This window comes from Streptomyces parvulus, from assembly GCF_014648855.1.
GTDB classification, from domain to species: Bacteria; Actinomycetota; Actinomycetes; order Streptomycetales; family Streptomycetaceae; genus Streptomyces; species Streptomyces parvulus.
The window spans coordinates 1-22,491 of sequence record NZ_BMRX01000009.1; the positions used below are offsets into that span (position 1 = coordinate 1).

Here is a 22,491-nt window from a genome sequence, read left to right on the forward strand (position 1 = left end):
TCGGCCGGGTCCCAGCCCTCCTGGTCACCGGGCCCGTAGACCGGCTCGATGGGCAGTCCACTCTCCGTGGTCCGGGCACTGCCCGACTCGCGCGCCATGGTGTGTTGCCTCCCGCTGAGCACCTGTTCGAACCGATCGGACCACCCGTCACCTACCCGCCAGTACAGGCCGATCCTCCGACGGACTGTATCCGCGCGCGTGCACCCGGTGGAGAGGCGCACCCTGGGACCTTGCTCACAGCCTGCATGCGGTCCCGGTCACAACGATGCCGTGCCGTTCGGGCCGCGTCATCCGCGGGGAACATCTCAGGGGACATCCGTGCGCAGCAGTGGGACGACGGGGGGCCGTGATGAGCGGGGCGGGTATGGGGAACGCGGGCAGGGCGGTCGCCCTCGCCCTGGGGGCCGCGCTGGTCGCGGCCGGCTGCACCGTGCAGGGCACGGGTCCGGACGGCAAGGGGCACTCGCCGGTGCGCGTCGACGTCACCGGCGACCCGCCGCGGCGCACGCCTCACGAGGGCCGGCCGTCGAGCGGGCCGCCGGACGAGCCGGGGGCGCGGGGCCCTTCGCGCGAGCCGGGTTCCGGTTCCGGTCCGGAGCCGATGCCGGCCCGGGTGCTGTGGACGCGCGGCGACTCCGGCCGCGACGTGCGCGAACTCCAGGCCCGGCTGCGCCAGGTCGAGTGGCTCGTCGACGGGCCCACCGGGACGTACGACGACCTGACCGAGCGCGCGGTGAGCGGCTTCCAGGGCAAGCGCGGGCTGCCGAGGACGGGCCGCACCGACACGGTGACCTGGCGGCGGCTGCTGGACATGACGCGCGAGCCCGGCGAGTGGGACCTGTACCTGATGGGCGGGCAGCCGGCCGCCGAGCCCGACCCGCGCTGTCTGACCGGCCGGGCCCTCTGCGTGAGCAAGTCGAGCCGGACGTTGCGCTGGATGGTGGACGGGCGGACCGTCTCGACGGTGTCCGTGCGCTTCGGCTCGCAGCGCACACCGACCCGCGAGGGCGTCTTCGAGGTGTACTGGAAGTCCCGCGAGCACTGGTCGACGCTGTACGACACGGCCATGCCCTACGCGCTCTTCTTCAGCGGCGGCCAGGCGGTGCACTACTCGTACGACTTCGCGGCCCGCGGCTACGCGGGTGCCTCCCACGGCTGCGTCAACGTGCGGGACGAGGCGGCGATGGCGGACCTGTTCGCGCAGGTGAGGAACGGCGACAAGGTCGTCGTCCACCGGTGAGGCGCGAGGGGCGGAGAGGAGTGGGATGGGGCGCGGGCGGGACCGGGGGAACGTGTCCCGCCCGCGCCAGGTGCACGAGCCGCAGGTACGGGGGGAACCCCGGCTCGGTGCGGAAGCCGATGACCAGTCGGCTCACTCATTACTGCGCCCGGGTGGCCGAAAGTGTCACACCCCCCGCGCACACCGCCCGGGAATCCTCGAAACCGCAGGTCAGAGGGTGGAGAGCCGAGGAGGCCGAGGGAGCGGAGCGGGTGTGGGCGCCGCGGGTGTCGCGGGTGTACGGAGCCGGGCCGCGGTCGTCGTCGCCGTCCTTGCCGTCGTCACCGTCACCCTCACCGCCGTCGCCCCGCTTGCCGCCCTTGCCGCTTTTGCCGCCTTTGCCGCCTTTGCCGTCGCCGTCCTTCTTCCCGTCCTTGCCGTCCCGGCCGTCGCGGCTGTCGCGGCTGTCGCGGCTGTCCCGGCCGTTCCGGCCGTCGTCCCGCCGGAGTTCGGCGTCCCGGGACTTCTCGCCGGAGTGCCGGGAGTCGCGGCCGTCGGCTTCGACGACGGCGAGGAGGCCCTTGCAGAAGCGCCCGACGCGCGACGAGCCGCCGGCCACCTCCTTCAGGTCGCGCCGGTGGGCTCCGTCGGGCTGCTGGCCGGCCCGCACCTTGCGGCAGGCGGCGACGAGTGCGGAGCGCCGGCCGTCGGACCCGCCGGTTCCCCGGTCGTCCGCGTCCCCGCGCTCGGCGGTGCCGTCCGCGGCGGTGCCGTCGGCGTCCGGGGCTTCCGTACCGGGCGGGCCCGAGGGGGTGTTCCCGGGGGCCGCACCGCCCTGCGTGTCGTCCATCGGCGGGGGCGTCACGAGCGGGCGGTCGGGCGACTCCGCGGTCGAGGCGCTGGCGGCGGGTTCCGGTTGGGTGTGGTGGAACGGGGAGGGCAGCACTCCGGTTCCGGCGGCCACGGCCACCCCGCCGACCATGCCGAGAGCCAGCGCGGCGACCAGCCCGAGCCGCAGCGGACCGGTCCTGCGGTTGCGCCCGGGTGTCTCGCGGCGCCGGGCGATGCGCACCAGAACGGTCTCGTGGGGGCGGTCCGCGCGGCCGGCCGCGAGGCTGCCGCGCGCCCCCGCGGAGAGGTCGGCGCGTTCGGCGCAGGCCTTGCGGAAGGCGGCCAACGCGGCTTCCTCACCCGGGAGTTCCTCGCCGTCCGGCGGGGGCGGCACGGAGAGCGCGCCCAGGGCCAGGGCGAGCCGTTCGGCGTGAGCGCGGGCCGGCGGGAGGACGGCGTCGGGCGACTCTCCGCGCAGCAGCAGCTCCGCCGTTTCGCGGTCCAGCCACTTGTCCTGCTCGTCGGCCATCACATGTCCTTCTGCGTCCGCGCACGCGTATGCGTCACACTCGCGGACGTCACCGCAGGACCGCGCGGTTCTCGCTGCGGCGGCAGGGCGTCGAGCCCGCGGCCGGATTCCGGATCGCAGGCGAGCAGTTCTGCCAGCCGCTTCAGGCCGCGGTGCGCGGCGGTGCGGACGGCCCCGGGCCGCTTGCCCAGCGTCTCGGCGGCGCTCTTGGCGTCGAGGCCGACCACCACGCGCAGGACGACGGCCTCGGCCTGGTCCTGGGGCAGCCGGGCGATGAGCGAGAGGGTGCTGTCGGTGGCCAGGGCCTCCATGGCCTCGCCCGCGGTGTCGGACTCGGCGGGCCTGCCGGTCAGCTCCGTCTCGTCGCCGCCGACGGCGGGCCGGCGGCCGCGCATCCGGATGTGGTCCAGCGCGCGGTTGCGGGCGATCCGGGCCGCCCAGCCGCGGAACCGGTCGGCGTCCCCGTCGAACCGCTCCAGGTCGCGCGCGATCTGCAGCCAGGCCTCGGACGCGACGTCCTCGGCGTCGTGATCGCCGACGAGCGTGCGGACGTACCCCAGCAGCCGCGGATGCACGGCGCGGTACACAGTCCGGAACGCGTGCTCGTCCCCGTCCTGTGCCGCGTGCAGCGCGGCGGTCAGCTCCGCGTCGTCCCCCAGCACAGAACGCGCCTCTCTTTGCGCCTCACGGATGGTTGCGGTGGTCTACCGCCACGCGAGCGGGATGCAGGCACTCGCTGGTCGGCGCGAATGGCACGTTACGTCTTGAAACCGCCAGTCGTCCATGTCCTGATCGCATTGCCGTACAAGATGCAACTAACCCGTGACGCGGTGAGGTGTGACAGAAAACGCACTCCCGGCGCTGAAGGGAGTACGGGCCGCCGCGCGGCCCGTGCCGCGCGACGGCCGGGGCCTCTCCTGTGGGGGGTGGCGGCCCCGGCCGTTGCCATGGCGGCCAGGGCCGACGGCCTCAGCGGGCCGCCGTCGCATCCCGGCACAGGAGCCGCAGCGAGCCGTGTCCGCCGAAGCAGCGGCGGGCCTCGTCGACGGGGTCCCACAGCCGTCCGTCGGGGGTGCGGATCCAGTGGTCGCCGCCGGTCGCCCACCACTCCCCGCCGGTCTCCCGCGCGATCACCTCGCCGGCGTAGGCCCCGAGGCCGCGCAGCGCCGTCTCCACCGCGGCGTACGGCGCGCCCTCGCGGCGGATGCCGTCGATCACGCGGTCCACGCGCCACAGACTCTGCGCCGAGTAGTCGAGGCGCAGCCGGGCGCCCTCGCGCATGGTGGCCACCGCGTCCGCGGCCCACCGCACCGGCTTGGCGGCGGCCTGCGGCCGGTTCTCCTGCTGGGTCGTCAATCCGCTGGTCACAGTCGTCACATGGGCTAGAGCGCCGTCCGGCGGAGTTTCGTCACAGGCTCGCGGCGGCCGTTCCCCAACCGGCGCAGGACCGCCCCACCTCCGCCACGTCCGGCGCACCGCCGCCGCGCGTTCCCCGCACGACCGTCACAGGCGGGCGTCGTGGCCCCGGGCCCGGCGGGAGACGACCGCGCGCAGGACGCGACGGCCCTCGGTGGAGGCCTCCAGGGCGGGGCGCACCCCGGCCGGGCCGTGCGCGGCGAGGAGTTCCAGGACCGCGGTCTGGCGGCGCAGTTCGCCCGCGACGAGGGGGGCGGGCCCGGCCGGGTCCGCCGCCGGGTCCAGCAGCCGGTGGACGCGGAGCGCGGCGGCGGAGCACGCGTCGGCCCAGGCACGCAGCGCCGGGACGGAGCGGTCGTCCGGGGCGCCGGAGAGCATCCCGCGGACCAGGAGCACCGCCTCGTCGTCGCCGTCCGTTCCCCCCGGTCCCCCGAGTCCCGCGACTTCGGCCCGCACCCGCGCCAACTCCTCGGCCCAGTCGGGACCGGAGGTGTCGGCGGTGTCGGCGGTGTCGACGGCGAGGGCCGCCCACAGTGGTCTGAGGACGTCGTCGCCGCCGTCGAGCAGCGGCAGACAGCGATCCAAACAAGCCAGTCCACTCGCGGCCAGTCCGCGCGCGTCGGCCCGCGCGACCAGTTCCACCAGGCTCATCGGTTGCCTCCCTGTTACCGCCGATTCGCCCCGCTCACCACCACGGAGCCCGCACTGCCCCTTACAGCGTGCGACGGTCCGGGAGTGTCACAGCGGCACGACGCCCAGCCGGTCGAGGAACCGGAAGAAGAGCTTTTCGGCCACCGGACCGGCGTCGTCTCCCCCGGCGTCCGGACCGGCGGCCGGGTCCGCCGCCAGCACCTCGGCCAGCTCGGCGGCGCTCGCGGTGCGCCCGGCCTCGGCGGCCCAGGCGACGGCGCGTTCGGCGGCGTCGCGGGGCTCCAGGAAGTAGTCCTCCAGCGTGAGCCCGTCCCGTTCGGCGCCGAGGTACCCGGCCATCGCGGACCGGGCCAGGCAGGTCGTCCACGCCCCGCTGCCGGGCGCCGCCGCCTCCACCACCACGCAGTCGCTGTCCATGACGTACCCGAACAGGGCGGGCGCGCCGCTCTGGCCGGCCAGGTCGTTCATGTTCCCGACGTCCCCGTCGCCGCCCGGGAACTCCCACACCTGCCAGCCGTCCGGCGCGGACTGGCGCAGGGTCATGTCCGCGGCGGCCGCCAGCGCGTCCATCTCGGCGAGCGGCCGCTCGCCGCGGCCCACGACGAAATACCCCCAGTACCCCATGTCCCGGTCCCCCCGGCGTGTCGGTTCGGCTGCCCAAAGACCACCACAGCCGTACGCCGGTTCGCAGCCGGACGGGACAATCTCGTACCGCCCGGTCAGTCGAGCCGGTCCGCCAGCGACTTGAACTGGGCCCAGGACAGTTCGGGTTCACCGGCGTCCCAGAGCTTCTGCACCGTCGCCGCCAGCGGCAGCCGGATGCCCTCGGCGACCTGCGCCTGGGTCTGCGCGCTCGGGATGTCGCCCCAGACCGCGAAGCTGCCGCCGAGTATCTGGTCGTCGTACTCGGCGTCGACGGGCGTGGTGCCGCGGATGACCCGCGGGGTCCACTGCTCGTAGATGCGCTCGCCGGTCGGGTAGACGAAGGTCTGCGGCTCGCCGAGCACGTAGTAGAGGAACTCGTCGTTGTAGTTGAGGACCTGGCGTCCCTCGGCGAGGTACTCGGTGGGCGGGCGGGCGCCGATCTCCTTGCCGGTCCAGTAGGCGACCTTGATGTCCTTGGACGGCTCGACGGAGGTGTCCTTGAAGAAGCCGTCGTTCCAGGCGCGCGGGACGCGGTCGTGGGCCTGCACGGTCTTGGCGCGGTCGTTCAGCCACTGGGTGGTGAGGTCGGCGACGGTGCCGCCGGAGCCGTAGGCCTTGCGGGCGGCGGCCGCCAGGTCCGGGTAGGACGCCTCGGGGTCGGGCACCACGAGCGCCTGGTACTCGTCGGCGCCCAGGTGGAACTGCGACCCGGGGAAGAGGTCGGCGTACTCGTCGAGCAGGTCGTCGACGATGTCGGCGGCCTCCGGCTTGGAGATGTCGATCGCGCCGCGCGTCGGGGTGCCCTGCGCGTTGCGCAGCTGGAGGTCCGGGTGGGCGGCGATCACGGCGCCGAGGTGTCCGGGCGAGTCGATCTCGGGGACGACGGTGATGTGGCGCGAGGCGGCGAGATCGATGATCTCCTTCATCTCGGCCTTGCTGAGGTGGTCGTCCGAGACGATCTCGGGGTGCGAGTCGGACTCGATGCGGAAGGCCTGGTCGTCCGAGAAGTGCAGGCCCAGCTCGTTGAACTTGAGGTCGCCCAGCTCGCGTATCCGGTCCTTGATCCAGTCGGCGTCGTAGTGCTTGCGCGCGATGTCCAGCGAGAACCCGCGCTTCGGCTTGGCCGGCGCGTCCTTCACCACGCCCTCCGGCGCGGTGCCGCCGCCGTCCACGGCCTGCTTCAGGGTGCGGGTCCCGTAGTAGACGCCGGCCTCGGCGGGCCCGGTGACGGTGACGCGCCCGTCGCGCACGGTCATGGTGTACGACTCCGGGTTCGCGCCCTTGTCGGCCTGTACGTCGAGCAGCACGTCCCCCGCGCGCTCGTCGTCCTTCTCCCCCGCGTACGTCATCCCGAGGTCGCCGGCGATCTGCTTGCCCTCGTCGGCGAGGGAGGCGTCCGCGACGACGACGCGGTGGTCCTTCTCCGGCTGCCAGCCGGGTCCGCGGGCCGCGGTGTGCTCGCGTACGGCGGGTATGGTGCGCGGTTCCGCCGACAGCGGGTAGGACCGGCTCGGGCTGGGCGCGGCCGCCTCCGCGGAGGAGGGGGCGGCCCGGCTCGCGGGTGCGCCGTCACCGTCACCGTCGGTGGCCCACAGGCCGACTCCCACGCCGAGCGAGGCGACCACCGCACCGGCGATGACGGCCCGCTGCCTCACCTTGTTCGCCGGCGTCCGGCGTCCGTGCTCGCTCACAGCGCCAACCTAAGGGCGCCGCTGCCGCAATGCGTCCACCACATGTTCTGAAACTCTCCCGTTCGGGTGAAATTCGGGCATCGGTCGGACACGTCATGCCGTCACTCGATAACGTGACGCCACATCCTTCGCACCATCCCCTGCCGACACGCACGTGACGCCCACGAGGACCACGCTTCCTGTGCACCGCCTCCCAGATCTCTCCGGCCGAGTGGCCATACCGGTACCGGTGCAAACACGCGCCACTCCGGCAACGCCCTCCACCCTGGAGCACTTCAACGCGGCCCCCGCGGACGAGGCCGTCCGCACCCTCCTGGCCTGCCTGCGAAGCCGCGACTGGGCCCTGCGCCTGTCGGCCCACCGGCCGTATCCCGACCTCCCCGCCCTGCTCGCGGCGGCCGACGAGGCGGCGTACGACCTGACACCGGCCGCCCTGACCGAGGCCCTGTCGGCCGAGGCGCTCCCCGCCCTCCCGCCGGACACCTACGCCGCGGCCCACACGGCCCTGAGCGCGGCCCACGCGGCCTACGAGTCCCGCTTCGGACACGTGTTCGTCATCTGCCTGGACGGCTTGAACCCCGACGAGTCACTGGACCAGGTACTGGCAGCCATCCGGTCACGATTGGCGAACGATCCGGACGAGGAACGCCTGGTGGCAGCGGAGGAACTCCGCCGCCTGGCAGGAGCGCGGCTGAGCAGCGCCCTCCAGGGGCGCGGGGAACGGCGCGACCGGCCACAGACCACGCGCACCCGGCAAAGCACCCAAACCCCCACCCCCTGAGCCGCCGCGCCCCCCGTCCGCTGCTCCTTTGAGTGCAACTTTGATCACACCGGCAGGCCCCCCGTAAGCGCCGCAGGCAACCGTCGCTACCATGCTGGGGGCCGGTGGACCGTACCCGGCCGGGCCCGACCGACAAGGAAAGCCGGCGCGGCCCCAATCCCCGCTCCCGGAGGAAATTTCCGTGCCGGCTGGAACGCTGTACCGCGGCCGGGAAGGAATGTGGTCCTGGGTGGCTCATCGAGTCACCGGCGTCCTCATTTTCTTCTTCCTGTTCGTTCACGTGCTGGACACCGCTCTCGTGCGGGTGTCCCCCGAGGCCTACGACACCGTCGTGGCCACGTACAAGACGCCGATCGTCGCGCTGCTGGAGTACGGCCTCGTCGCCGCCATCCTCTTCCACGCGCTCAACGGCCTGCGCGTCATCGCCGTCGACTTCTGGGTCAAGGGCGCCCGCTACCAGAAGCAGATGCTCTGGACCGTCGTCGCCCTGTGGGTCGTGCTGATGATCGGGGCGATCTACCCCGTCCTCGGCCACGCCGCTCGTGAACTGTTCGGGAGCTGACGCCAATGTCCACGACTGAATCCACCGCGTCCGGGATCGGCCCCGTCGAGGGCGCCTCCCTCTACACGGTCGACAACCCGGCGCCGCTCATCGAAGCCCCCCGCGCGCGCACCAAGAAGACCCCGAAGTCCACCCGTGGCAACTTCGAGATGGTCGCCTGGCTGTTCATGCGCCTGTCCGGCGTGGTGCTGGTCGTCCTGGTCATCGGCCACCTGCTCATCCAGCTGGTGCTGGACGGCGGCGTCTCGAAGATCGGCTTCGCCTTCGTGGCCGGCCGCTGGGCCTCGCCGTTCTGGCAGGTCTGGGACCTGGCGATGCTCTGGCTCGCGATGCTGCACGGCGGCAACGGCCTGCGCACGGTCATCAACGACTACGCGGAGCGCCCGAACACCCGCCTGTGGCTGAAGGGCCTGCTCTACACCGCCACGGTGTTCACCATCCTGCTGGGCACGCTGGTGATCTTCACCTTCGACCCGAACATCCGCTAGGCACGGGGCTGCGAAAATCATGAAGGTACACAAGTACGACACCGTCATCGTCGGCGCCGGTGGCGCCGGCATGCGCGCGGCCATCGAGTCGACGAAGCGCAGCCGCACCGCCGTCCTGACGAAGCTCTACCCCACCCGCTCCCACACGGGCGCCGCGCAGGGCGGCATGGCCGCCGCGCTGGCCAACGTGGAGGAGGACAACTGGGAGTGGCACACCTTCGACACGGTCAAGGGCGGTGACTACCTGGTCGACCAGGACGCCGCCGAGATCCTGGCGAAGGAGGCCATCGACTCGGTCCTCGACCTGGAGAAGATGGGCCTGCCCTTCAACCGGACGCCCGACGGCACGATCGACCAGCGCCGCTTCGGCGGGCACTCCCGCAACCACGGCGAGGCGCCGGTCCGCCGCTCCTGCTACGCGGCCGACCGCACCGGCCACATGATCCTCCAGACGCTGTACCAGAACTGCGTCAAGGAGGGCGTGGAGTTCTTCAACGAGTTCTACGTCCTGGACCAGCTGATCACCGAGGTCGACGGCGTCAAGAAGTCGTCCGGCGTCGTCGCCTACGAGCTGGCGACCGGCGAGATCCACGTCTTCCAGGCGAAGTCCGTGATCTACGCCTCCGGCGGCACCGGCAAGTTCTTCAAGGTGACCTCCAACGCGCACACCCTCACCGGCGACGGCCAGGCGGCCGTCTACCGGCGCGGACTGCCGCTGGAGGACATGGAGTTCTTCCAGTTCCACCCGACCGGCATCTGGCGCATGGGCATCCTGCTGACGGAGGGCGCCCGCGGTGAGGGCGGCATCCTGCGCAACAAGGACGGCGAGCGCTTCATGGAGAAGTACGCGCCGGTCATGAAGGACCTCGCCTCCCGCGACGTCGTCTCGCGCTCCATCTACACGGAGATCCGCGAGGGCCGCGGCTGCGGTCCCGAGGGCGACCACGTCTACCTGGACCTCACGCACCTCCCGCCGGAGCAGCTGGACGCCAAGCTCCCGGACATCACGGAGTTCGCGCGGACCTACCTCGGCATCGAGCCCTACACGGACCCGATCCCGATCCAGCCCACCGCGCACTACGCCATGGGCGGCATCCCAACCAACGTCGAGGGCGAGGTCCTCGCGGACAACACCACCGTCGTCCCGGGCCTGTACGCGGCCGGCGAGGTGGCCTGCGTGTCGGTGCACGGCGCCAACCGCCTGGGCACCAACTCGCTGCTCGACATCAACGTCTTCGGCCGCCGGGCCGGCATCGCCGCCGCGGAGTACTCCCAGAAGGCGGACTTCGTCGAGCTGCCCGCCGACCCGGAGTCCCTGGTCGTCGAGCAGATCGAGCGGCTGCGGTCCTCCACCGGCACCGAGCGGGTGGCGGTGCTCCGCCGCGAGCTGCAGGAGTGCATGGACGCCAACGTCATGGTGTTCCGCACCGAGCAGACGATCAAGACGGCCGTCGAGAAGATCGCCGAACTGCGCGCCCGCTACAAGAACGTGTCGATCCAGGACAAGGGCCGGCGCTTCAACACCGACCTGCTGGAGGCCGTCGAGCTGGGCAACCTGCTCGACCTGGCCGAGGTGATGGCGGTCTCCGCCCTCGCCCGCAAGGAGTCGCGCGGCGGTCACTACCGCGAGGACTACCCCAACCGCGACGACGTCAACTTCATGCGCCACACCATGGCGTACCGCGAGGTGGGCGACGACGGCGCCGAGTCCATCCGGCTCGACTACAAGCCGGTCGTCCAGACCCGCTACCAGCCGATGGAGCGTAAGTACTGATGGCTACCCCTGTCATGGAGAAGAGCGACTCGGCCCCCGAGCCCGGCTTCGCCGACTCCCCTTACATCACGGTCACCTTCCGCGTCCGCCGGTTCAACCCGGAGGTCGCCGCCGAGGCCGCCTGGGAAGACTTCCAGCTGGAGATCGACCCCAAGGAGCGCGTCCTCGACGCGCTGCACAAGATCAAGTGGGACCTGGACGGAAGCCTGACCTTCCGCCGCTCCTGCGCGCACGGCATCTGCGGGTCGGACGCCATGCGGATCAACGGCAAGAACCGGCTGGCCTGCAAGACGCTGATCAAGGACCTCAGCCCCGAGAAGCCGATCACGGTCGAGCCCATAAAGGGCCTGACGGTCCTGAAGGACCTGGTCGTCGACATGGAGCCGTTCTTCCAGGCGTACCGGGACGTGATGCCCTTCCTGATCACGAAGGACACCAACGAGCCGACGCGCGAGCGCCTGCAGTCCGCCGAGGACCGCGAGCGCTTCGACGACACGACCAAGTGCATCCTGTGCGCCGCCTGCACCTCGTCGTGCCCGGTGTTCTGGAACGACGGGCAGTACTTCGGCCCCGCCGCGATCGTGAACGCCCACCGCTTCATCTTCGACTCGCGCGACGAGGCCGGGGAGCAGCGGCTGGAGGTCCTCAACGACCGCGACGGCGTCTGGCGCTGCCGTACGACCTTCAACTGCACGGACGCCTGCCCGCGCGGCATCGAGGTCACCAAGGCGATCGCGGAGGTGAAGCGGGCGCTGATCACGCGCCGCTTCTGACCCGCGGGACGACCGCCACGGCCGAGGGCCCCGATCGACGCGATCGGGGCCCTCGGCCGTTGTGCGCCCCCGGGCGGCGGCGGTGCCGCCCGGACGACGGGGCGTCAGCCGCGCAGCGGGCGGCCTTCCTTGTCCGTGCGGTCGTTGCTGACCAGGAAGATGATGCCGTCGATCAGCGCCCAGAAGCCGAGACCGCCGCAGGTGAGCAGCTGGGCCACGCCGACGCCGACCGAGCCGACGTAGAAGCGGCCGATGCCCAGGGTGCCCAGGAAGAGCTGGAGGATGCCGGCGACGATCTTCGACTTGTCCGAGTACGGACGGCCCTGCGGGTCGACACCGTAGGGAGCGGCGGTGTTCGGGGGGACGGTCATGGTGGTGCTCCTGGAAGGATGTGGGACGGACCGGGGCGGGATGGCCCCGGCGGCCCAGGAGGGAACACCGCTGATCGCACGCTCGACGCACGGCGGCTCACGTCAGTGACGTGGCCGTCCCCCCCTGTGCGTGACGAAGCGTAGGAGACGGGTGGGTCAGTTGGGAAATATTATGATCCAACGTTCCCGTTTCGTGATCATTGCTCATACGACGTTGCGTACGACCGTCCAGGCCACCGCGGTCAGCAGGATCAGCGCCTGGCCCCACGGGGCGATCGCGGGGCGGTAGGAGCGGCCGCGCAGGCCCTCCACCGTCCAGCGGGCCCACAGGGCCAGCGCGAACGGCGCGGCGAGCAGCAGGGCGCGGTTGTCCAGCCAGGCCGCGGCGAGGTGACCGTGCATCAGGTCGTAGACCATGCGCGTGGCGCCGCAGGCCGGGCAGAGCAGCCCGGTGACGAAGCGGAAGGGGCACTGGGGCAGCGGATGGCCGCCCTCGTGCGGGTCGGTGCCCCACAGGTACCCCGCACCGGCGGCGCCCGCGACGAGCACCGCGAGGGGTGCGGCCGCGGGATGCCACCGGCGCCGCCGGCCGGACGGCGCGGTCGGCACGGCCTCAGCCACGCAGGACGCGGCCCTGGTCGTCCGTGCGGTCGTTGCTGACCAGGTACATGATGCCGTCGATCAGTGCCCAGAAGCCGAGGCCGCCGCAGGTCAGCAGCTGGGCCACGCCTATGCCGACGGAGCCGACGTAGAAGCGGCCGATGCCGAAGCTGCCGAGGAAGAGCTGGAGCACACCGGCGACGATCTTCGACTTGTCCGAGTACGGGCGTCCGTAGGGGTCGTAGCCGTAGGGGGCGCCCGGGTCGGTGACGTAGTAGCCCGGCCCCGGCGGGGGGTAACCGGGGGTCTGGTAGCCGGGAGCGCCCTGCGGGTAGCCGGGGGTCTGGTAGCCGCCGGGCGGGGGCTGCTGGCCGCCCTGGGGGTAGCCGTAGGGGCCGGACTGCCCTGCCGGGCCCGCGCCCTGGTTCGGGTAGCCGTAGCCGGGCGGCTGGGAAGGCTGGGGCGGCTGCTCGCTCACAGTGGGTCACTCCTAGGGACGGGAAAAGCTGCCGGTCATATTGCAGGACCGGAGCCGCGAAGGAGAAGCCGGGGCCGGGAACGGCCGTCCGTCCGGGCGGGTGACGGCGCCGCTGCGTCGCCGCCCGGTCCGTCCGTACGGCGCCCGCGCACACCTAATCTGACGTCATGTCAGATCATGAGTCGTACGAACTGCTCGGGTTCGACAACGTGCTGCTGCCCGTCGGGAACCTCGGCGAGGCCGTCGACTTCTACGCGCGGGCCGGCTTCACCGTCGCCTACCGGCTCGACGAGGCCGGGATCGCGCTGCTGAAGGTGGGCGGCGAGACGCCCGGTCTGCTGCTGCGGGCGGAGGAGGAGTTCGGCCGGCAGCCGCCGATGTGGCCCTCGGCCCGGGTGTGGCTGGAGACGACCGACGCCCGCCGGGCCACCGCCGCGCTGCGGGAGGCCGGGGTGCCGACGCTCGACGAGCCGTTCCCGGTGGCCACCGGCTGGACGGTGGAGTTCGCCGACCCGTGGGGCAACGTCATCGGCCTGACCGACTACTCCAAGCGCCCGGAGCTGGGCCGCCGCCCCTGAACCGTGCCGGCGCGGCGCCCGTGACGCGGGCCACCATCCCCCGTGTTGAACATGTTCAAAAGCAGGTCTACAGTCAGTCCTGTCAGCGTTTTGAACGCGTTCAAGAAGGGGTGGGGCATGGACCGCACCGTCATCGCCTACGTCATCTACCTGGCCGTCAGCATCGGTCTGACCGTCTGGGTGGCCCGCACGCTCAGCCGCAACGGACGGGTCTTCCTCTCCGACGTCCTGCACGGCAACGAGAAGCTGGCCGACGCCGTCAACCACCTCCTGGTGGTCGGCTTCTACCTGGTCAACCTCGGCTTCGTCGCCCTCTACCTGAGCGGCGACGAGACCATCACCGACACCCGCGGCATCTTCGAGGCCCTCTCGACCAAGCTCGGCGTGGTGCTGCTGGTCCTCGGCGTGATGCACCTGGGCAACGTCTACGTGCTCAACAGGATCCGGCGGCGCGGCATGATGGAGCGGGAGCAGGTGCCCCCGGTCCCGCCGCAGGGCTGGGTGGCCCCGACGGCCGGAGCCTGAGCCGATGGCTCCCGCTCCCGGGACGACGGCCGGCGCCCCCGTGCGCCGGCTCACCGTCCTCTACGACGCCGAGTGCTCCCTGTGCACCCACGTACGGGACTGGCTGCTGCGCCAGCCCCGCCTGGTGGAGCTGGACCTGGTCCCGGCCGGCTCCGACGAGGCCCGCCGGCGGCTGCCCGGCCTCGACCACGCGGCCACCCTGGACGAGGTCACCGCCGTCGGCGACGCCGGCCAGGTCTACCGGGGCGCCGCCGCCTGGGTCGTCGTCCTATGGGCCCTGCGCGAGCACCGCGCCCTCGCCCACCGGCTCAGCACCCCCGCGGGCGCCCGGCTCGCCCGCGGGGCCGTGCTGGCCGCCGCGAAGTGGCGGGGCGGGGGGCAGCGGTGGGGCGGCAACGGGTACCGCCGGGCCGACGGGTGGGTGTACGAGCCGGGCCTCGGCTGGAGGTACGCCGGACCCGGGTGTGACGACGGCGCCTGCGCCACTGGTTAGGCTCGCTCCCGTGCCTGCGAAGAACGACGGCCCCGACGACGGCGCCCCCCTCACCAAGTCCGAGCAGACCCGCGCGCTGATCCTGGAGACGGCCATGCGGCTGTTCCAGGAACGCGGCTACGACCGGACCACGATGCGGGCCATCGCCCAGGAGGCCGGGGTCTCCGTCGGGAACGCGTACTACTACTTCGCGGGCAAGGAGCACCTGATCCAGGGCTTCTACGACCGGATCGCCGCCGAGCACCAGGCGGCGGTCCGCGAGGTGCTGGCCGCGGAGAGCGACCTGGAGGCCCGGCTGGCGGGCGTGCTGAAGGTCTGGCTGGACATCGCCACGCCGTACCACGAGTTCGCGGTGCAGTTCTTCAAGAACGCCGCCGACCCGGACAGCCCGCTCAGCCCCTTCTCCCCCGAGTCGGAGCACGCGCGCCAGGAGGCCATCAGCATCCACCGCGCGGTGCTGGCCGGCGCGAAGACCAAGGTCCCCGAGGACCTGCGGGAGATCCTGCCGGAGCTGATGTGGCTCTCCCAGATGGGCCTCGTCCTGTACTGGATCTTCGACCGGACGGAGGGGCGCGAGCGCAGCTACCGGCTCGCCGAACGCGGCGCCCGGCTCACCGCGCGCGGTGTCGTGCTGGCCCGCTTCCGGGTCCTGCGGCCCCTGGTGCGCGAGGTGCACGAACTGTTCAGGGACTTCCTGCCGGGCATGACGCGGGCGCTGCCGGACCCGGGCCGCAGGTCCTCCGGTCAGGCCTGACGGGACGCCAGCTCGATCACCGTGATGTCCGACTCCGCCCCCACGCGCGTGGGCGGGCCCCAGGCTCCGGCGCCGCGGCTGACGTAGAGCTGGGTGTCGCCGTAGCGCTCCAGTCCCGCCAGGGTGGGGTTGGCGGCGCCCGCGACGAGGTTGCCCGGCCAGAGCTGGCCGCCGTGGGTGTGGCCGGAGAGCTGGAGGTCGACGCCGTGGTCGACGGCGTCGTGGATCTGCACCGGCTGGTGGGCGAGCAGCACGCACGCGCGGGCGCGGTCCCGGTCGCCGAGGGCCTTGGCGTAGTCGGGGCCCTGGCCCTCGTCCTCGCCCGCGACGTCGTTGACGCCGGCGAGGTCGAAGTGGCGCAGTTCGGTGCGGGCGTTCTCCAGCGGCAGCAGGCCGAGCCGCCGCACCTCGGCGACCCACTGCTCGGCGCCGGAGAAGTACTCGTGGTTGCCGGTGACGAAGTACGCGCCGTCCCGGGCCTTCAGACCCGCCAGTGGGGCCGCCGCCGGGCCGAGGTCCTTCACGCTGCCGTCGACCAGGTCGCCGACGACGGCGATGAGGTCGGGCTGCGTGGAGTTGATCGTGTCGACGACCATCCGCGCGAAGCCCCGGCCGAGCACCGGGCCGAGGTGGATGTCGCTGACCACGGCGATGCGGTAGCCGTGCGCCGCGCGCGGGAGCTTGGCCAGCGGCACGGTGACCCGCTTGACGGACGGGCCGTTCAGCACGCCGTACGTGCCGTGGGCGACCGTGCCGACGGCGGCCGCGGCGGCGGCGCCGGCGACCACGCGGGAGACGAAGAGCCGGCGGGAGGGCAGCGCGAGGGAACCGGCGGGGGCCTCGGCCGGCGGCGGCGCGCCGACGGGGCCGTCCGTGGCGGCGGGTTCGTCACTGGCGACGGGTCGGTCCCCGGCGGTGGGGCCGTCCGTGTCCGTGGGTCCGACCGTGTCCGTGGGGCCGTCCGTGCGGGCGGGCCCGGCCGTACCCGTGGGCTCCGGTCGTTCGGACGGGGCCGTGCCGGCCGGTATCCGCTCCTGGCCCGCGGGCCCGGCGCTCGCGGGCGCACCCGCCCGCCGCTCCAGGAACCGCCGCAGCAGCGGGCGGACGACCTCGCCGGCCAGCAGCGCGAGCAGCAGGTACATGGAGAGCGCCAGCCACAGGAAGCCCGGCCAGGCCAGGATCTGCTGGAGCCGGAAGGGGGCGCCCGCGCGCTCGGCGACCAGGGCGCCGACGGCCAGCACCCAGCCCCCGGCGATCACCGCACCGCCGACGCGGCGTGCGGTGCCGGGGCCCCGCGTCGTGTCGCGGAACAGGCGCCGCCACAGGTACCAGTTGGACGTCACGAGGACGCTCACCACTGCCAGCGCGACCAGCGCGAAGACGACCACCATGCCGTCGTATCCCCTCGGTTGTGACGTCCGTGACGCCTATGACCTTCGGCGCAGTACGCGCACGGAACGCAACCCGACGACCCCGACGACCGTCCCCAATACGAAGGAGACGACGGCGAGCAGCAGGTGCACCCAGAAGTACGCCGTGGGGTCGCCGTCCTCGAAGGCGAGCCCGCTGCTGTCCTTGATCAGATTTTTGACGAAAGTGATCCAGATGATCCAGCTCCACACCCCGAAAGCGAGCAGGAACCAGGAGACGGGGCGGCTGAGCTTCATGGCCTCAGTATCGCCGCCCGCCGTCCTGCGCCGTGCGCGGGGTGGGGAGGGGGGTGGGACGGGCTCGCTCCGGGGCGGTACGTTCTCGCTCGTGCCCGCACCCAAGAAGGCCCTCAGGCGCAGCCTGACGGTCACCTCAGCCGCCCTGACCGCACTCGCCGTGCTCTCCCCCGCGGCGCTCGCCGCACCCGACCCGTCCACGAGTCCGACGCCCACTCCCCCCGCGTCGATGTCGACCAAGGGCGGCGCGCGGCTCGGGAAGCCCGGCACGCAGGTGGACCTGGCGGGCGGGGCGCCGGTGCTGCCCAAGGACATCACCGCCCGTTCCTGGATCGTGGCCGACGCCGAGTCCGGCGACGTGCTCGCCGCGCACAACGCGCACTGGCGGCTGGCCCCGGCGAGCACCCTGAAGATGCTGTTCGCGGACACGCTGCTGCCGAAGTGGCCGAAGACCACCGAGCACAAGGTGGCCGTCTCCGACCTCGCGGGCATCGGCGCGGGCTCCAGCCTGGTCGGCGTCAAGGAGGAGGAGACGTACTCCGTCCACGACCTGTGGCTCGGGGTCTTCCTGCGCTCCGGCAACGACGCCGTGCACGTGCTGTCGGCGATGAACGGCGGGGTCGACCAGACCGTCGCGGACATGAACGAGCATGCCGAGGAGCTGCAGGCCCTCGACACCAACGTGGTCAGCCCCGACGGCTACGACGCGCCGCACCAGGTCTCCTCCGCGTACGACCTGACGCTGTTCGCGCGCTCGGGGCTGCAGAAGAAGGACTTCCGGGAGTACGCCTCGACGGTCCGCGCGAAGTTCCCCGGCCAGACGGAGAAGGACAAGAAGGGGAAGACGACCCGCAAGCCCTTCGAGATCCAGAACACCAACCGGCTGCTGTCCGGCGACTCGGACATGGACGTGTACCCGGGCATCGCGGGCGTGAAGAACGGCAACACCACCAACGCGGGCGCCACCTTCACCGGCGTCGCCGAGCGGAACGGCAAGGTGCTGCTCGTCACGGTGATGAACCCGGCCAAGGACGAGCACAACGAGGTCTACAAGGAGACGGCCCGACTCTTCGACTGGGGCTTCGCGGCGGCGGGCAAGGCGCGGCCGGTGGGCGAGCTGGTGCGGCCGATGAGCGCCGCGCAGGCGAGCCCCGCGCCGGACGCCTCCGGTGAGGCCGGCGGCACCGGCAGCGGCGACGCGGGCACCAAGCCGGTGGCGGGGGCGACGGCCTCCGAGGGCGGCGGCGGGGTCGGTGTCGCGGCCGCTGTCGTGGCCGGGGTGCTGGCACTGCTCGCGGGCGGCGCCTACCTGGTCAACCGGAGGTGGCCGCTGCCGGACCTGGTCCGCCGCCGGACCCGCCCGTGACGTCCGGGGCGCCGTCGCCGTCGTCCCCGCTCCCGACCTCCTGCGCCTTGCTCCCGGTCGCCGTCCAGGAGGCGGCGAACAGCAGCAGCTTCGAGGTGAAGTTGATCCACAGCAGCAGGGCGACGGGGACGCCGAAGGCGCCGTACATGCTCTTCGCCGCGACCCCCTGGATGTAGCCGCTGATCAGCAGCTTCAGCAGTTCGAAGCCGATCGCGCCGATCAGCGCCGCGACGACCAGGCGGCGGCGCTCGGGGTGCACGCCGGGGAGCAGCGTCAGCACGTACAGCAGCAGGAGGAAGTCGGCGAGGACGGCCACCGCGAAGGCGGCGACGTAGAGCAGGACGCCGCCGACGCCGCCCTCGGCCAGGCCGACCGAGCGGATGATCCAGCCCACCAGCGCCGAGGCGACGGTGGAGATGGCGACGGTGATCAGCAGCGCGCCGCCGAGACCGAGGAGGACGCCGGCGTCCTTGGCCCGGTGCAGGACCGGGTTCTCCTCCTCGTCGGGCAGCTCCCAGACGGCGCGCAGACAGCCGCGGGTGGCCTCGACCCAGCCCATGCCGGTGAAGAGCAGCAGCAGACCGGAGATGAGGCCGACGGTGCCGGCGTTGTCCACCAGGCCCTGGATGTTCAGCTGGTCGGCGATGCCGGGGATCTGCTCGGCGATCTTGTCCTGGAGCTGGTCCTGCTGCTTCTTGCTGAGCGTCGCGGCGGCCACGGCGGCGGCCAGGCTCAGCAGCGGGAAGAGCGCCACGAAGCTGGTGAACGTCATGGCGGCGGCCAGCCGTGACCACTTCACCCGGTCGAGCCGTTCGTACGAGCGCCACGCGTGCGTGGTCATCAGGCGTGCGATCCACGGTCCCACGACGGGGAGCTTCTTCAGCCAGTCCATGATCCGACCCTGCCCCCGCTCGTCCCGGTCCATGATCTCGTCGGGCCCCCGGATCCGCCCGCGGCCCGGAAGACCAGTGTTCTTGTGCCCCAGAAGCGCAGGATCGTGCCCAGGACCATGCCGACCCCGGCGCCCGAGACGGTGTCGGCGCGCTGCGAGGTCAGACCGAGCCCGTAGTGGCTGACGGCCAGGCACAGCAGCTGCACGCCGGCCCCGGCGAGGTTCACCGCGAGGAACACGGCGCAGGGGCGCAGGCCCCGCGGGCGGGTGTGCCGGTAGGTGCCCAGGGCGTTGCCCGCGTAGGCCACCGCGCAGCCGGCGACGAAGGACAGCGTCTTGGCGCCGAGCGGGCCGAGGCCGGCCGGGCCGCGCAGCCAGGTGAAGAGGCCGAGGTCGACGGCGTAGGCGAGCAGGCCCACGGCGGCGAAGCCGGCCAGCTCGCGCCGGTCGCCTACCAATTGGCCACCGCCAGGGCGTACATCGCCACCCAGACCAGGCCGATCAGCGCGAGCGCCCGGTCGCGCAGGACGACGTCCTCGGGTTCGCCCGCGGTGCCGCGGTCGGCGAAGACGGCGTAGCGCAGGACGGCGAGGACGAAGGCGACCATGGACAGCTGGCGCCAGGGCAGGACGCTGGTGTGCGGGACGCCGCCCTCCTCCATGGCCCACAGGCAGTACCCGAGGACCGCGACGCCGGCCGCCAGCTGCCAGACGAAGCGGAGGTAGCCGGTGGTGTACTCGGTGAGCAGCGCCCGGGTGGCACCCGCCCGGCCGGCCATCTGGACGGCCTCGGAGTACCGCTTGGCGGCGACCATGAAGAGCGCGCCGAAGCCGGTCGTGATGAGGAACCAGCGCGACAGCGGGATGCCGAGGGCGAGTCCGCCGATCATCGCCCGCATCAGGAAGCCGGTGGTGACGACGGCGAGGTCGACGACCAGGACGTGCTTGAGGGTGACGCAGTACGCCAGCTGCATCGCGAGGTAGGCCGCCAGCAGGCCCGCCACGGACGGCGGGCACAGCCAGGCCGCGACGAGGGGCGCGAGGACGCCCAGGAGGCCCCCGACGGCGTACGCGAGCGGCACCGGGACCTGTCCGGCCGCGACCGGGCGGTGCCGCTTGACGGGGTGGGCGCGGTCGGCGTCGGCGTCGCGGGCGTCGTTGACGAGGTAGACGGCCGAGGCGCAGGCGGTGAAGAGGACGAAGACCAGGGCGAGGCGGCTCAGGGCGGGCACCGAGAACAGCTCGCCCGCCGCGGCCGGGGCGGCGACGACCAGGACGTTCTTGACCCACTGCCGGGGCCGGGCGGTCCTGAGCAGCCCGCCGAGCACGCCCTTCGGGCCGGGCGGGGCGGGCTCCCCGGGGCGCTGCGGGGTGCGCTGCCGCAGGACGGCCGTCTCAGTCACGGGTGCCTCCCCGCATCCAGCCGGCGCCGAGCCGGGCCGTCAGGGCGCCGAGGGCCGCGCCGGCCGCGACGTCGGAGGGGTAGTGGACCCCGGCGACCAGCCGGGAGGCGCACACCGCGGCGGCCAGCGGCCGGACCGCGGGCACGCCGAGCGCGCCGAAGGCGACGGCGGCGGCCGCCGCGGAGGTGGCGTGGGAGCTGGGGAAGGAGTGCCGGCCCGCGGTGCGCACCAGCGGTACGACGTGGGCCGGACGCGGACGGCGCACGACCCGCTTCACGGCCATGCTGACGAGGTGGGCGCCGGCGGTGAGCGCGGTCCCGCGCAGCCAGGCCCCGCGCCGCCCGCGGTCCACGGCGGCGCCGGCGAGACCCGCGGCGAGCCAGAGGGCGCCGTGCTCCCCGGCCCAGGACAGGGCGCGCGCGGCGCCGGCCACGCGCGGGTCCGTGCCGCAGGCGCTGAGCACCGTGACGATCCGGTGGTCCATGTCGTCGAGGTCGTCCATGCCGACTCACTGTTCACGCCTCCCGGACCGGAAGTACGGCACGATCGAGCGACATACCATTAATCACCCGTTTCGGGTATGAGCGTGATGTTTTGGAACTAATCATTCGCATAGGGGCGATACGGTCACCGGCATGTCTGCCGACACCGACTGGGGCCCCGTCACCGGCTGGGGCCGCACCGCACCCACCGCGGCCCGGCTGATCCGCCCGCGGACGTACGAGGAGGCCGCCCTGGCCGTCCGGGAGTGCGGGGCCCGCGGGGGCATCGCACGGGGGCTGGGACGGGCCTACGGGGACGCCGCGCAGAACGCGGGGGGCGCCGTGCTGGACATGACCGCCCTGGACCGCGTGCACGCCGTGGACGTCGCGGGCGGCACCGTGCTGTGCGACGCGGGGGTCTCCCTGCACCGGCTGATGGAGCTGCTGCTGCCGCTCGGCTGGTTCGTGCCGGTGACGCCCGGCACCCGCTACGTCACGGTCGGCGGGGCGATCGGCGCGGACATCCACGGCAAGAACCACCACGTCTCGGGGTCCTTCGCCCGGCACGTGGCGGCGCTGGAGCTGCTCACCGCCGACGGACAGGTCCGCACCGTCACCCCGGGCACGCCGCTGTTCGACGCGACCGCCGGCGGCATGGGCCTGACCGGGGTGATCCTCACCGCGACCCTGCGGCTCCAGCCGGTCGAGACGGCGCTGATGTCCGTCGACACCGAGCGCGCCGCCGACCTGGACGACCTGATGGCCCGTCTGACGGCCACCGACCACCGCTACCGCTACTCGGTCGCCTGGATCGACCTGCTCGCCCGCGGCCGGGCGACCGGCCGCGCGGTGCTCACCCGCGGCGACCACGCCCCGCTGGACGCGCTGCCCGCCCGCTCCCGCGCCCGGCGGGCGCCGCTGGCCTTCCGCACCTCCCGCCTCCCGGCCGCCCCCGACCTCGTCCCGGACGGCCTCCTCGGCCGGACCACGGTGGGCCTGTTCAACGAGCTGTGGTACCGCAAGTCCCCCCGCCTCAGCCGGGGCCGGCTCCAGCGGATCTCCACCTTCTTCCACCCCCTGGACGGCGTCCCGCACTGGAACCGGATCTACGGCCGCGGCGGCTTCGTGCAGTACCAGTTCGTCGTCGGCGAGGGCCGCGAGGAGGCCCTGCGCCGGATCGTGCGGCGCATCTCGGACCACCGCTGCCCGTCGTTCCTCGCCGTCCTCAAGCGGTTCGGCGAGGCCGACCCGGGCTGGCTCTCCTTCCCCCTGCCCGGCTGGACCCTGGCCCTGGACATCCCGGCCGGCCTGCCCGGCCTCGGCGCCTTCCTGGACGAGCTGGACGAGGAGGTCGCGGAGGCCGGCGGGCGCGTCTACCTCGCCAAGGACGCGCGGCTGCGCCCCGAACTGCTCGCCGCGATGTACCCGCGCCTCGACGACTTCCGCGCGCTGCGCGCGGAGCTGGACCCGCACGGGGTGTTCGTGTCCGACCTGGCCCGCCGCCTCACCCTCTGACTCCCTGG

27 protein-coding genes are annotated in these 22,491 nt (G+C 72.9%); 12 read left to right on the forward strand and 15 right to left on the reverse strand.

Going from position 1 to position 22,491, the window contains the following annotated elements:
• The first annotated feature begins 349 nt into the window (after nt 1-349).
• The gene (locus IE108_RS18215) at nt 350-1,240 is read left to right on the forward strand and encodes a L,D-transpeptidase family protein (protein ID WP_064729472.1); all 891 of its coding nucleotides are present in this window, start codon (nt 350-352) and stop codon (nt 1,238-1,240) included.
• A gap of 139 nt (nt 1,241-1,379) precedes the next feature.
• Here the strand turns inward: IE108_RS18215 and IE108_RS18220 are convergent, their stop codons facing one another.
• The 6 genes from IE108_RS18220 to IE108_RS18245 form a co-directional block, all read right to left on the reverse strand.
• The gene (locus tag IE108_RS18220) at nt 1,380-2,579 is read right to left on the reverse strand and encodes a hypothetical protein (RefSeq protein WP_064729471.1); all 1,200 of its coding nucleotides are present in this window, start codon (nt 2,577-2,579) and stop codon (nt 1,380-1,382) included.
• A complete protein-coding gene (locus IE108_RS18225; protein WP_064729470.1) occupies nt 2,579-3,241 on the reverse strand; it encodes an RNA polymerase sigma factor in 663 nt (220 codons plus the stop codon). The genes IE108_RS18220 and IE108_RS18225 overlap by 1 nt, the downstream gene beginning before the upstream one ends.
• Nucleotides 3,242-3,548: 307 nt before the next feature.
• Nucleotides 3,549-3,956, reverse strand: a complete 408-nt coding sequence (locus IE108_RS18230; protein ID WP_107420255.1) for a hypothetical protein — start codon at nt 3,954-3,956, stop codon at nt 3,549-3,551.
• Between the two features lie 126 nt (nt 3,957-4,082).
• Nucleotides 4,083-4,646 carry a hypothetical protein gene (locus IE108_RS18235; protein ID WP_064729468.1) on the reverse strand — a complete coding sequence of 188 codons (564 nt, stop codon included), beginning with the start codon at nt 4,644-4,646 and terminating at the stop codon, nt 4,083-4,085.
• An 87-nt stretch (nt 4,647-4,733) separates the two neighbouring features.
• On the reverse strand, nt 4,734-5,270 hold the full coding sequence (locus IE108_RS18240) for a hypothetical protein (protein ID WP_064729467.1): 537 nt from the start codon (nt 5,268-5,270) through the stop codon (nt 4,734-4,736).
• 95 nt (nt 5,271-5,365) lie between these two features.
• On the reverse strand, nt 5,366-6,982 hold the full coding sequence (locus IE108_RS18245; RefSeq protein ID WP_229852137.1) for a beta-N-acetylhexosaminidase: 1,617 nt from the start codon (nt 6,980-6,982) through the stop codon (nt 5,366-5,368).
• A gap of 229 nt (nt 6,983-7,211) precedes the next feature.
• Between IE108_RS18245 and IE108_RS18250 the strand changes: the two genes are divergently transcribed.
• The 5 genes from IE108_RS18250 to IE108_RS18270 all read left to right on the forward strand — a co-directional run bounded on the left by IE108_RS18250 (nt 7,212) and on the right by IE108_RS18270 (nt 11,360).
• Complete coding sequence (locus IE108_RS18250) at nt 7,212-7,763, forward strand: 2-oxo-4-hydroxy-4-carboxy-5-ureidoimidazoline decarboxylase (RefSeq protein WP_308433789.1); 552 nt, start codon at nt 7,212-7,214, stop codon at nt 7,761-7,763.
• Nucleotides 7,764-7,944: 181 nt separating this feature from the next.
• Complete coding sequence (sdhC, locus tag IE108_RS18255) at nt 7,945-8,325, forward strand: succinate dehydrogenase, cytochrome b556 subunit (RefSeq protein WP_079163643.1); 381 nt, start codon at nt 7,945-7,947, stop codon at nt 8,323-8,325.
• A 5-nt stretch (nt 8,326-8,330) separates the two neighbouring features.
• Entirely contained in the window at nt 8,331-8,813 is a 483-nt protein-coding gene (locus IE108_RS18260) for a succinate dehydrogenase hydrophobic membrane anchor subunit (protein ID WP_064729465.1), read from the forward strand.
• Between the two features lie 19 nt (nt 8,814-8,832).
• Nucleotides 8,833-10,587 (forward strand): succinate dehydrogenase flavoprotein subunit, encoded by a 1,755-nt coding sequence (gene sdhA, locus IE108_RS18265; protein ID WP_064729464.1) that lies wholly within the window; start codon nt 8,833-8,835, stop codon nt 10,585-10,587.
• A complete protein-coding gene (locus IE108_RS18270; protein ID WP_064729463.1) occupies nt 10,587-11,360 on the forward strand; it encodes a succinate dehydrogenase iron-sulfur subunit in 774 nt (257 codons plus the stop codon). Before sdhA ends, IE108_RS18270 begins: the two co-directional genes overlap by 1 nt.
• A 104-nt stretch (nt 11,361-11,464) precedes the next feature.
• On the opposite strand, the gene IE108_RS18275 is transcribed toward IE108_RS18270, so the two are convergent.
• The 3 genes from IE108_RS18275 to IE108_RS18285 form a co-directional block, all read right to left on the reverse strand.
• Nucleotides 11,465-11,731: a TM2 domain-containing protein gene (locus tag IE108_RS18275; protein WP_064729462.1), complete on the reverse strand. Its 267-nt coding sequence runs from the start codon at nt 11,729-11,731 to the stop codon at nt 11,465-11,467.
• 204 nt (nt 11,732-11,935) lie between these two features.
• Nucleotides 11,936-12,352, reverse strand: coding sequence for a DUF2752 domain-containing protein (locus IE108_RS18280; RefSeq protein ID WP_079163642.1), 417 nt, complete (start codon nt 12,350-12,352; stop codon nt 11,936-11,938).
• Nucleotides 12,345-12,809: a TM2 domain-containing protein gene (locus tag IE108_RS18285; RefSeq protein WP_064729461.1), complete on the reverse strand. Its 465-nt coding sequence runs from the start codon at nt 12,807-12,809 to the stop codon at nt 12,345-12,347. The genes IE108_RS18280 and IE108_RS18285 overlap by 8 nt, the downstream gene beginning before the upstream one ends.
• Before the next feature lie 167 nt (nt 12,810-12,976).
• On the opposite strand from IE108_RS18285, the gene IE108_RS18290 reads away from it, so the two are divergent.
• The 4 genes from IE108_RS18290 to IE108_RS18305 all read left to right on the forward strand — a co-directional run bounded on the left by IE108_RS18290 (nt 12,977) and on the right by IE108_RS18305 (nt 15,159).
• The gene (locus IE108_RS18290) at nt 12,977-13,387 is read left to right on the forward strand and encodes a VOC family protein (protein WP_064729460.1); all 411 of its coding nucleotides are present in this window, start codon (nt 12,977-12,979) and stop codon (nt 13,385-13,387) included.
• Nucleotides 13,388-13,504: 117 nt separating this feature from the next.
• On the forward strand, nt 13,505-13,912 hold the full coding sequence (locus IE108_RS18295) for a hypothetical protein (RefSeq protein WP_064731938.1): 408 nt from the start codon (nt 13,505-13,507) through the stop codon (nt 13,910-13,912).
• Nucleotides 13,913-13,916: 4 nt separating this feature from the next.
• The gene (locus IE108_RS18300; RefSeq protein ID WP_064729459.1) at nt 13,917-14,405 is read left to right on the forward strand and encodes a thiol-disulfide oxidoreductase DCC family protein; all 489 of its coding nucleotides are present in this window, start codon (nt 13,917-13,919) and stop codon (nt 14,403-14,405) included.
• Nucleotides 14,406-14,415: 10 nt separating this feature from the next.
• Complete coding sequence (locus tag IE108_RS18305; protein WP_064729458.1) at nt 14,416-15,159, forward strand: TetR/AcrR family transcriptional regulator; 744 nt, start codon at nt 14,416-14,418, stop codon at nt 15,157-15,159.
• Here IE108_RS18305 and IE108_RS18310 read toward each other — a convergent pair.
• Complete coding sequence (locus tag IE108_RS18310; RefSeq protein WP_064729457.1) at nt 15,150-16,550, reverse strand: metallophosphoesterase; 1,401 nt, start codon at nt 16,548-16,550, stop codon at nt 15,150-15,152. The genes IE108_RS18305 and IE108_RS18310 overlap by 10 nt on opposite strands.
• A gap of 36 nt (nt 16,551-16,586) precedes the next feature.
• The gene (locus IE108_RS35415; protein ID WP_505383702.1) at nt 16,587-17,027 is read right to left on the reverse strand and encodes an SCO4848 family membrane protein; all 441 of its coding nucleotides are present in this window, start codon (nt 17,025-17,027) and stop codon (nt 16,587-16,589) included.
• On the opposite strand from IE108_RS35415, the gene IE108_RS18320 reads away from it, so the two are divergent.
• The gene (locus IE108_RS18320; protein ID WP_064729455.1) at nt 16,918-18,192 is read left to right on the forward strand and encodes a D-alanyl-D-alanine carboxypeptidase family protein; all 1,275 of its coding nucleotides are present in this window, start codon (nt 16,918-16,920) and stop codon (nt 18,190-18,192) included. The two genes, IE108_RS35415 and IE108_RS18320, sit on opposite strands and share 110 nt — an antisense overlap.
• Here IE108_RS18320 and IE108_RS18325 read toward each other — a convergent pair.
• Genes IE108_RS18325 through IE108_RS18340 form a run of 4 tightly spaced genes read right to left on the reverse strand, consistent with a single transcriptional unit; the run spans nt 18,140 to nt 20,988 of the window.
• Nucleotides 18,140-19,084, reverse strand: a complete 945-nt coding sequence (locus IE108_RS18325) for a YihY/virulence factor BrkB family protein (protein ID WP_229852140.1) — start codon at nt 19,082-19,084, stop codon at nt 18,140-18,142. The genes IE108_RS18320 and IE108_RS18325 overlap by 53 nt on opposite strands.
• A complete protein-coding gene (locus IE108_RS18330) occupies nt 19,072-19,542 on the reverse strand; it encodes a GtrA family protein (protein WP_064729453.1) in 471 nt (156 codons plus the stop codon). Before IE108_RS18330 ends, IE108_RS18325 begins: the two co-directional genes overlap by 13 nt.
• Complete coding sequence (locus IE108_RS18335; protein WP_064729452.1) at nt 19,536-20,486, reverse strand: decaprenyl-phosphate phosphoribosyltransferase; 951 nt, start codon at nt 20,484-20,486, stop codon at nt 19,536-19,538. Before IE108_RS18335 ends, IE108_RS18330 begins: the two co-directional genes overlap by 7 nt.
• Nucleotides 20,479-20,988 carry a phosphatase PAP2 family protein gene (locus IE108_RS18340; protein WP_064729451.1) on the reverse strand — a complete coding sequence of 170 codons (510 nt, stop codon included), beginning with the start codon at nt 20,986-20,988 and terminating at the stop codon, nt 20,479-20,481. The genes IE108_RS18335 and IE108_RS18340 overlap by 8 nt, the downstream gene beginning before the upstream one ends.
• A 133-nt stretch (nt 20,989-21,121) precedes the next feature.
• Here IE108_RS18340 and dprE1 point away from each other — a divergent pair, with 133 nt between their 5' ends.
• Nucleotides 21,122-22,483 carry a decaprenylphosphoryl-beta-D-ribose oxidase gene (dprE1, locus tag IE108_RS18345; RefSeq protein WP_064729450.1) on the forward strand — a complete coding sequence of 454 codons (1,362 nt, stop codon included), beginning with the start codon at nt 21,122-21,124 and terminating at the stop codon, nt 22,481-22,483.
• Nucleotides 22,484-22,491: the final 8 nt, after the last annotated feature.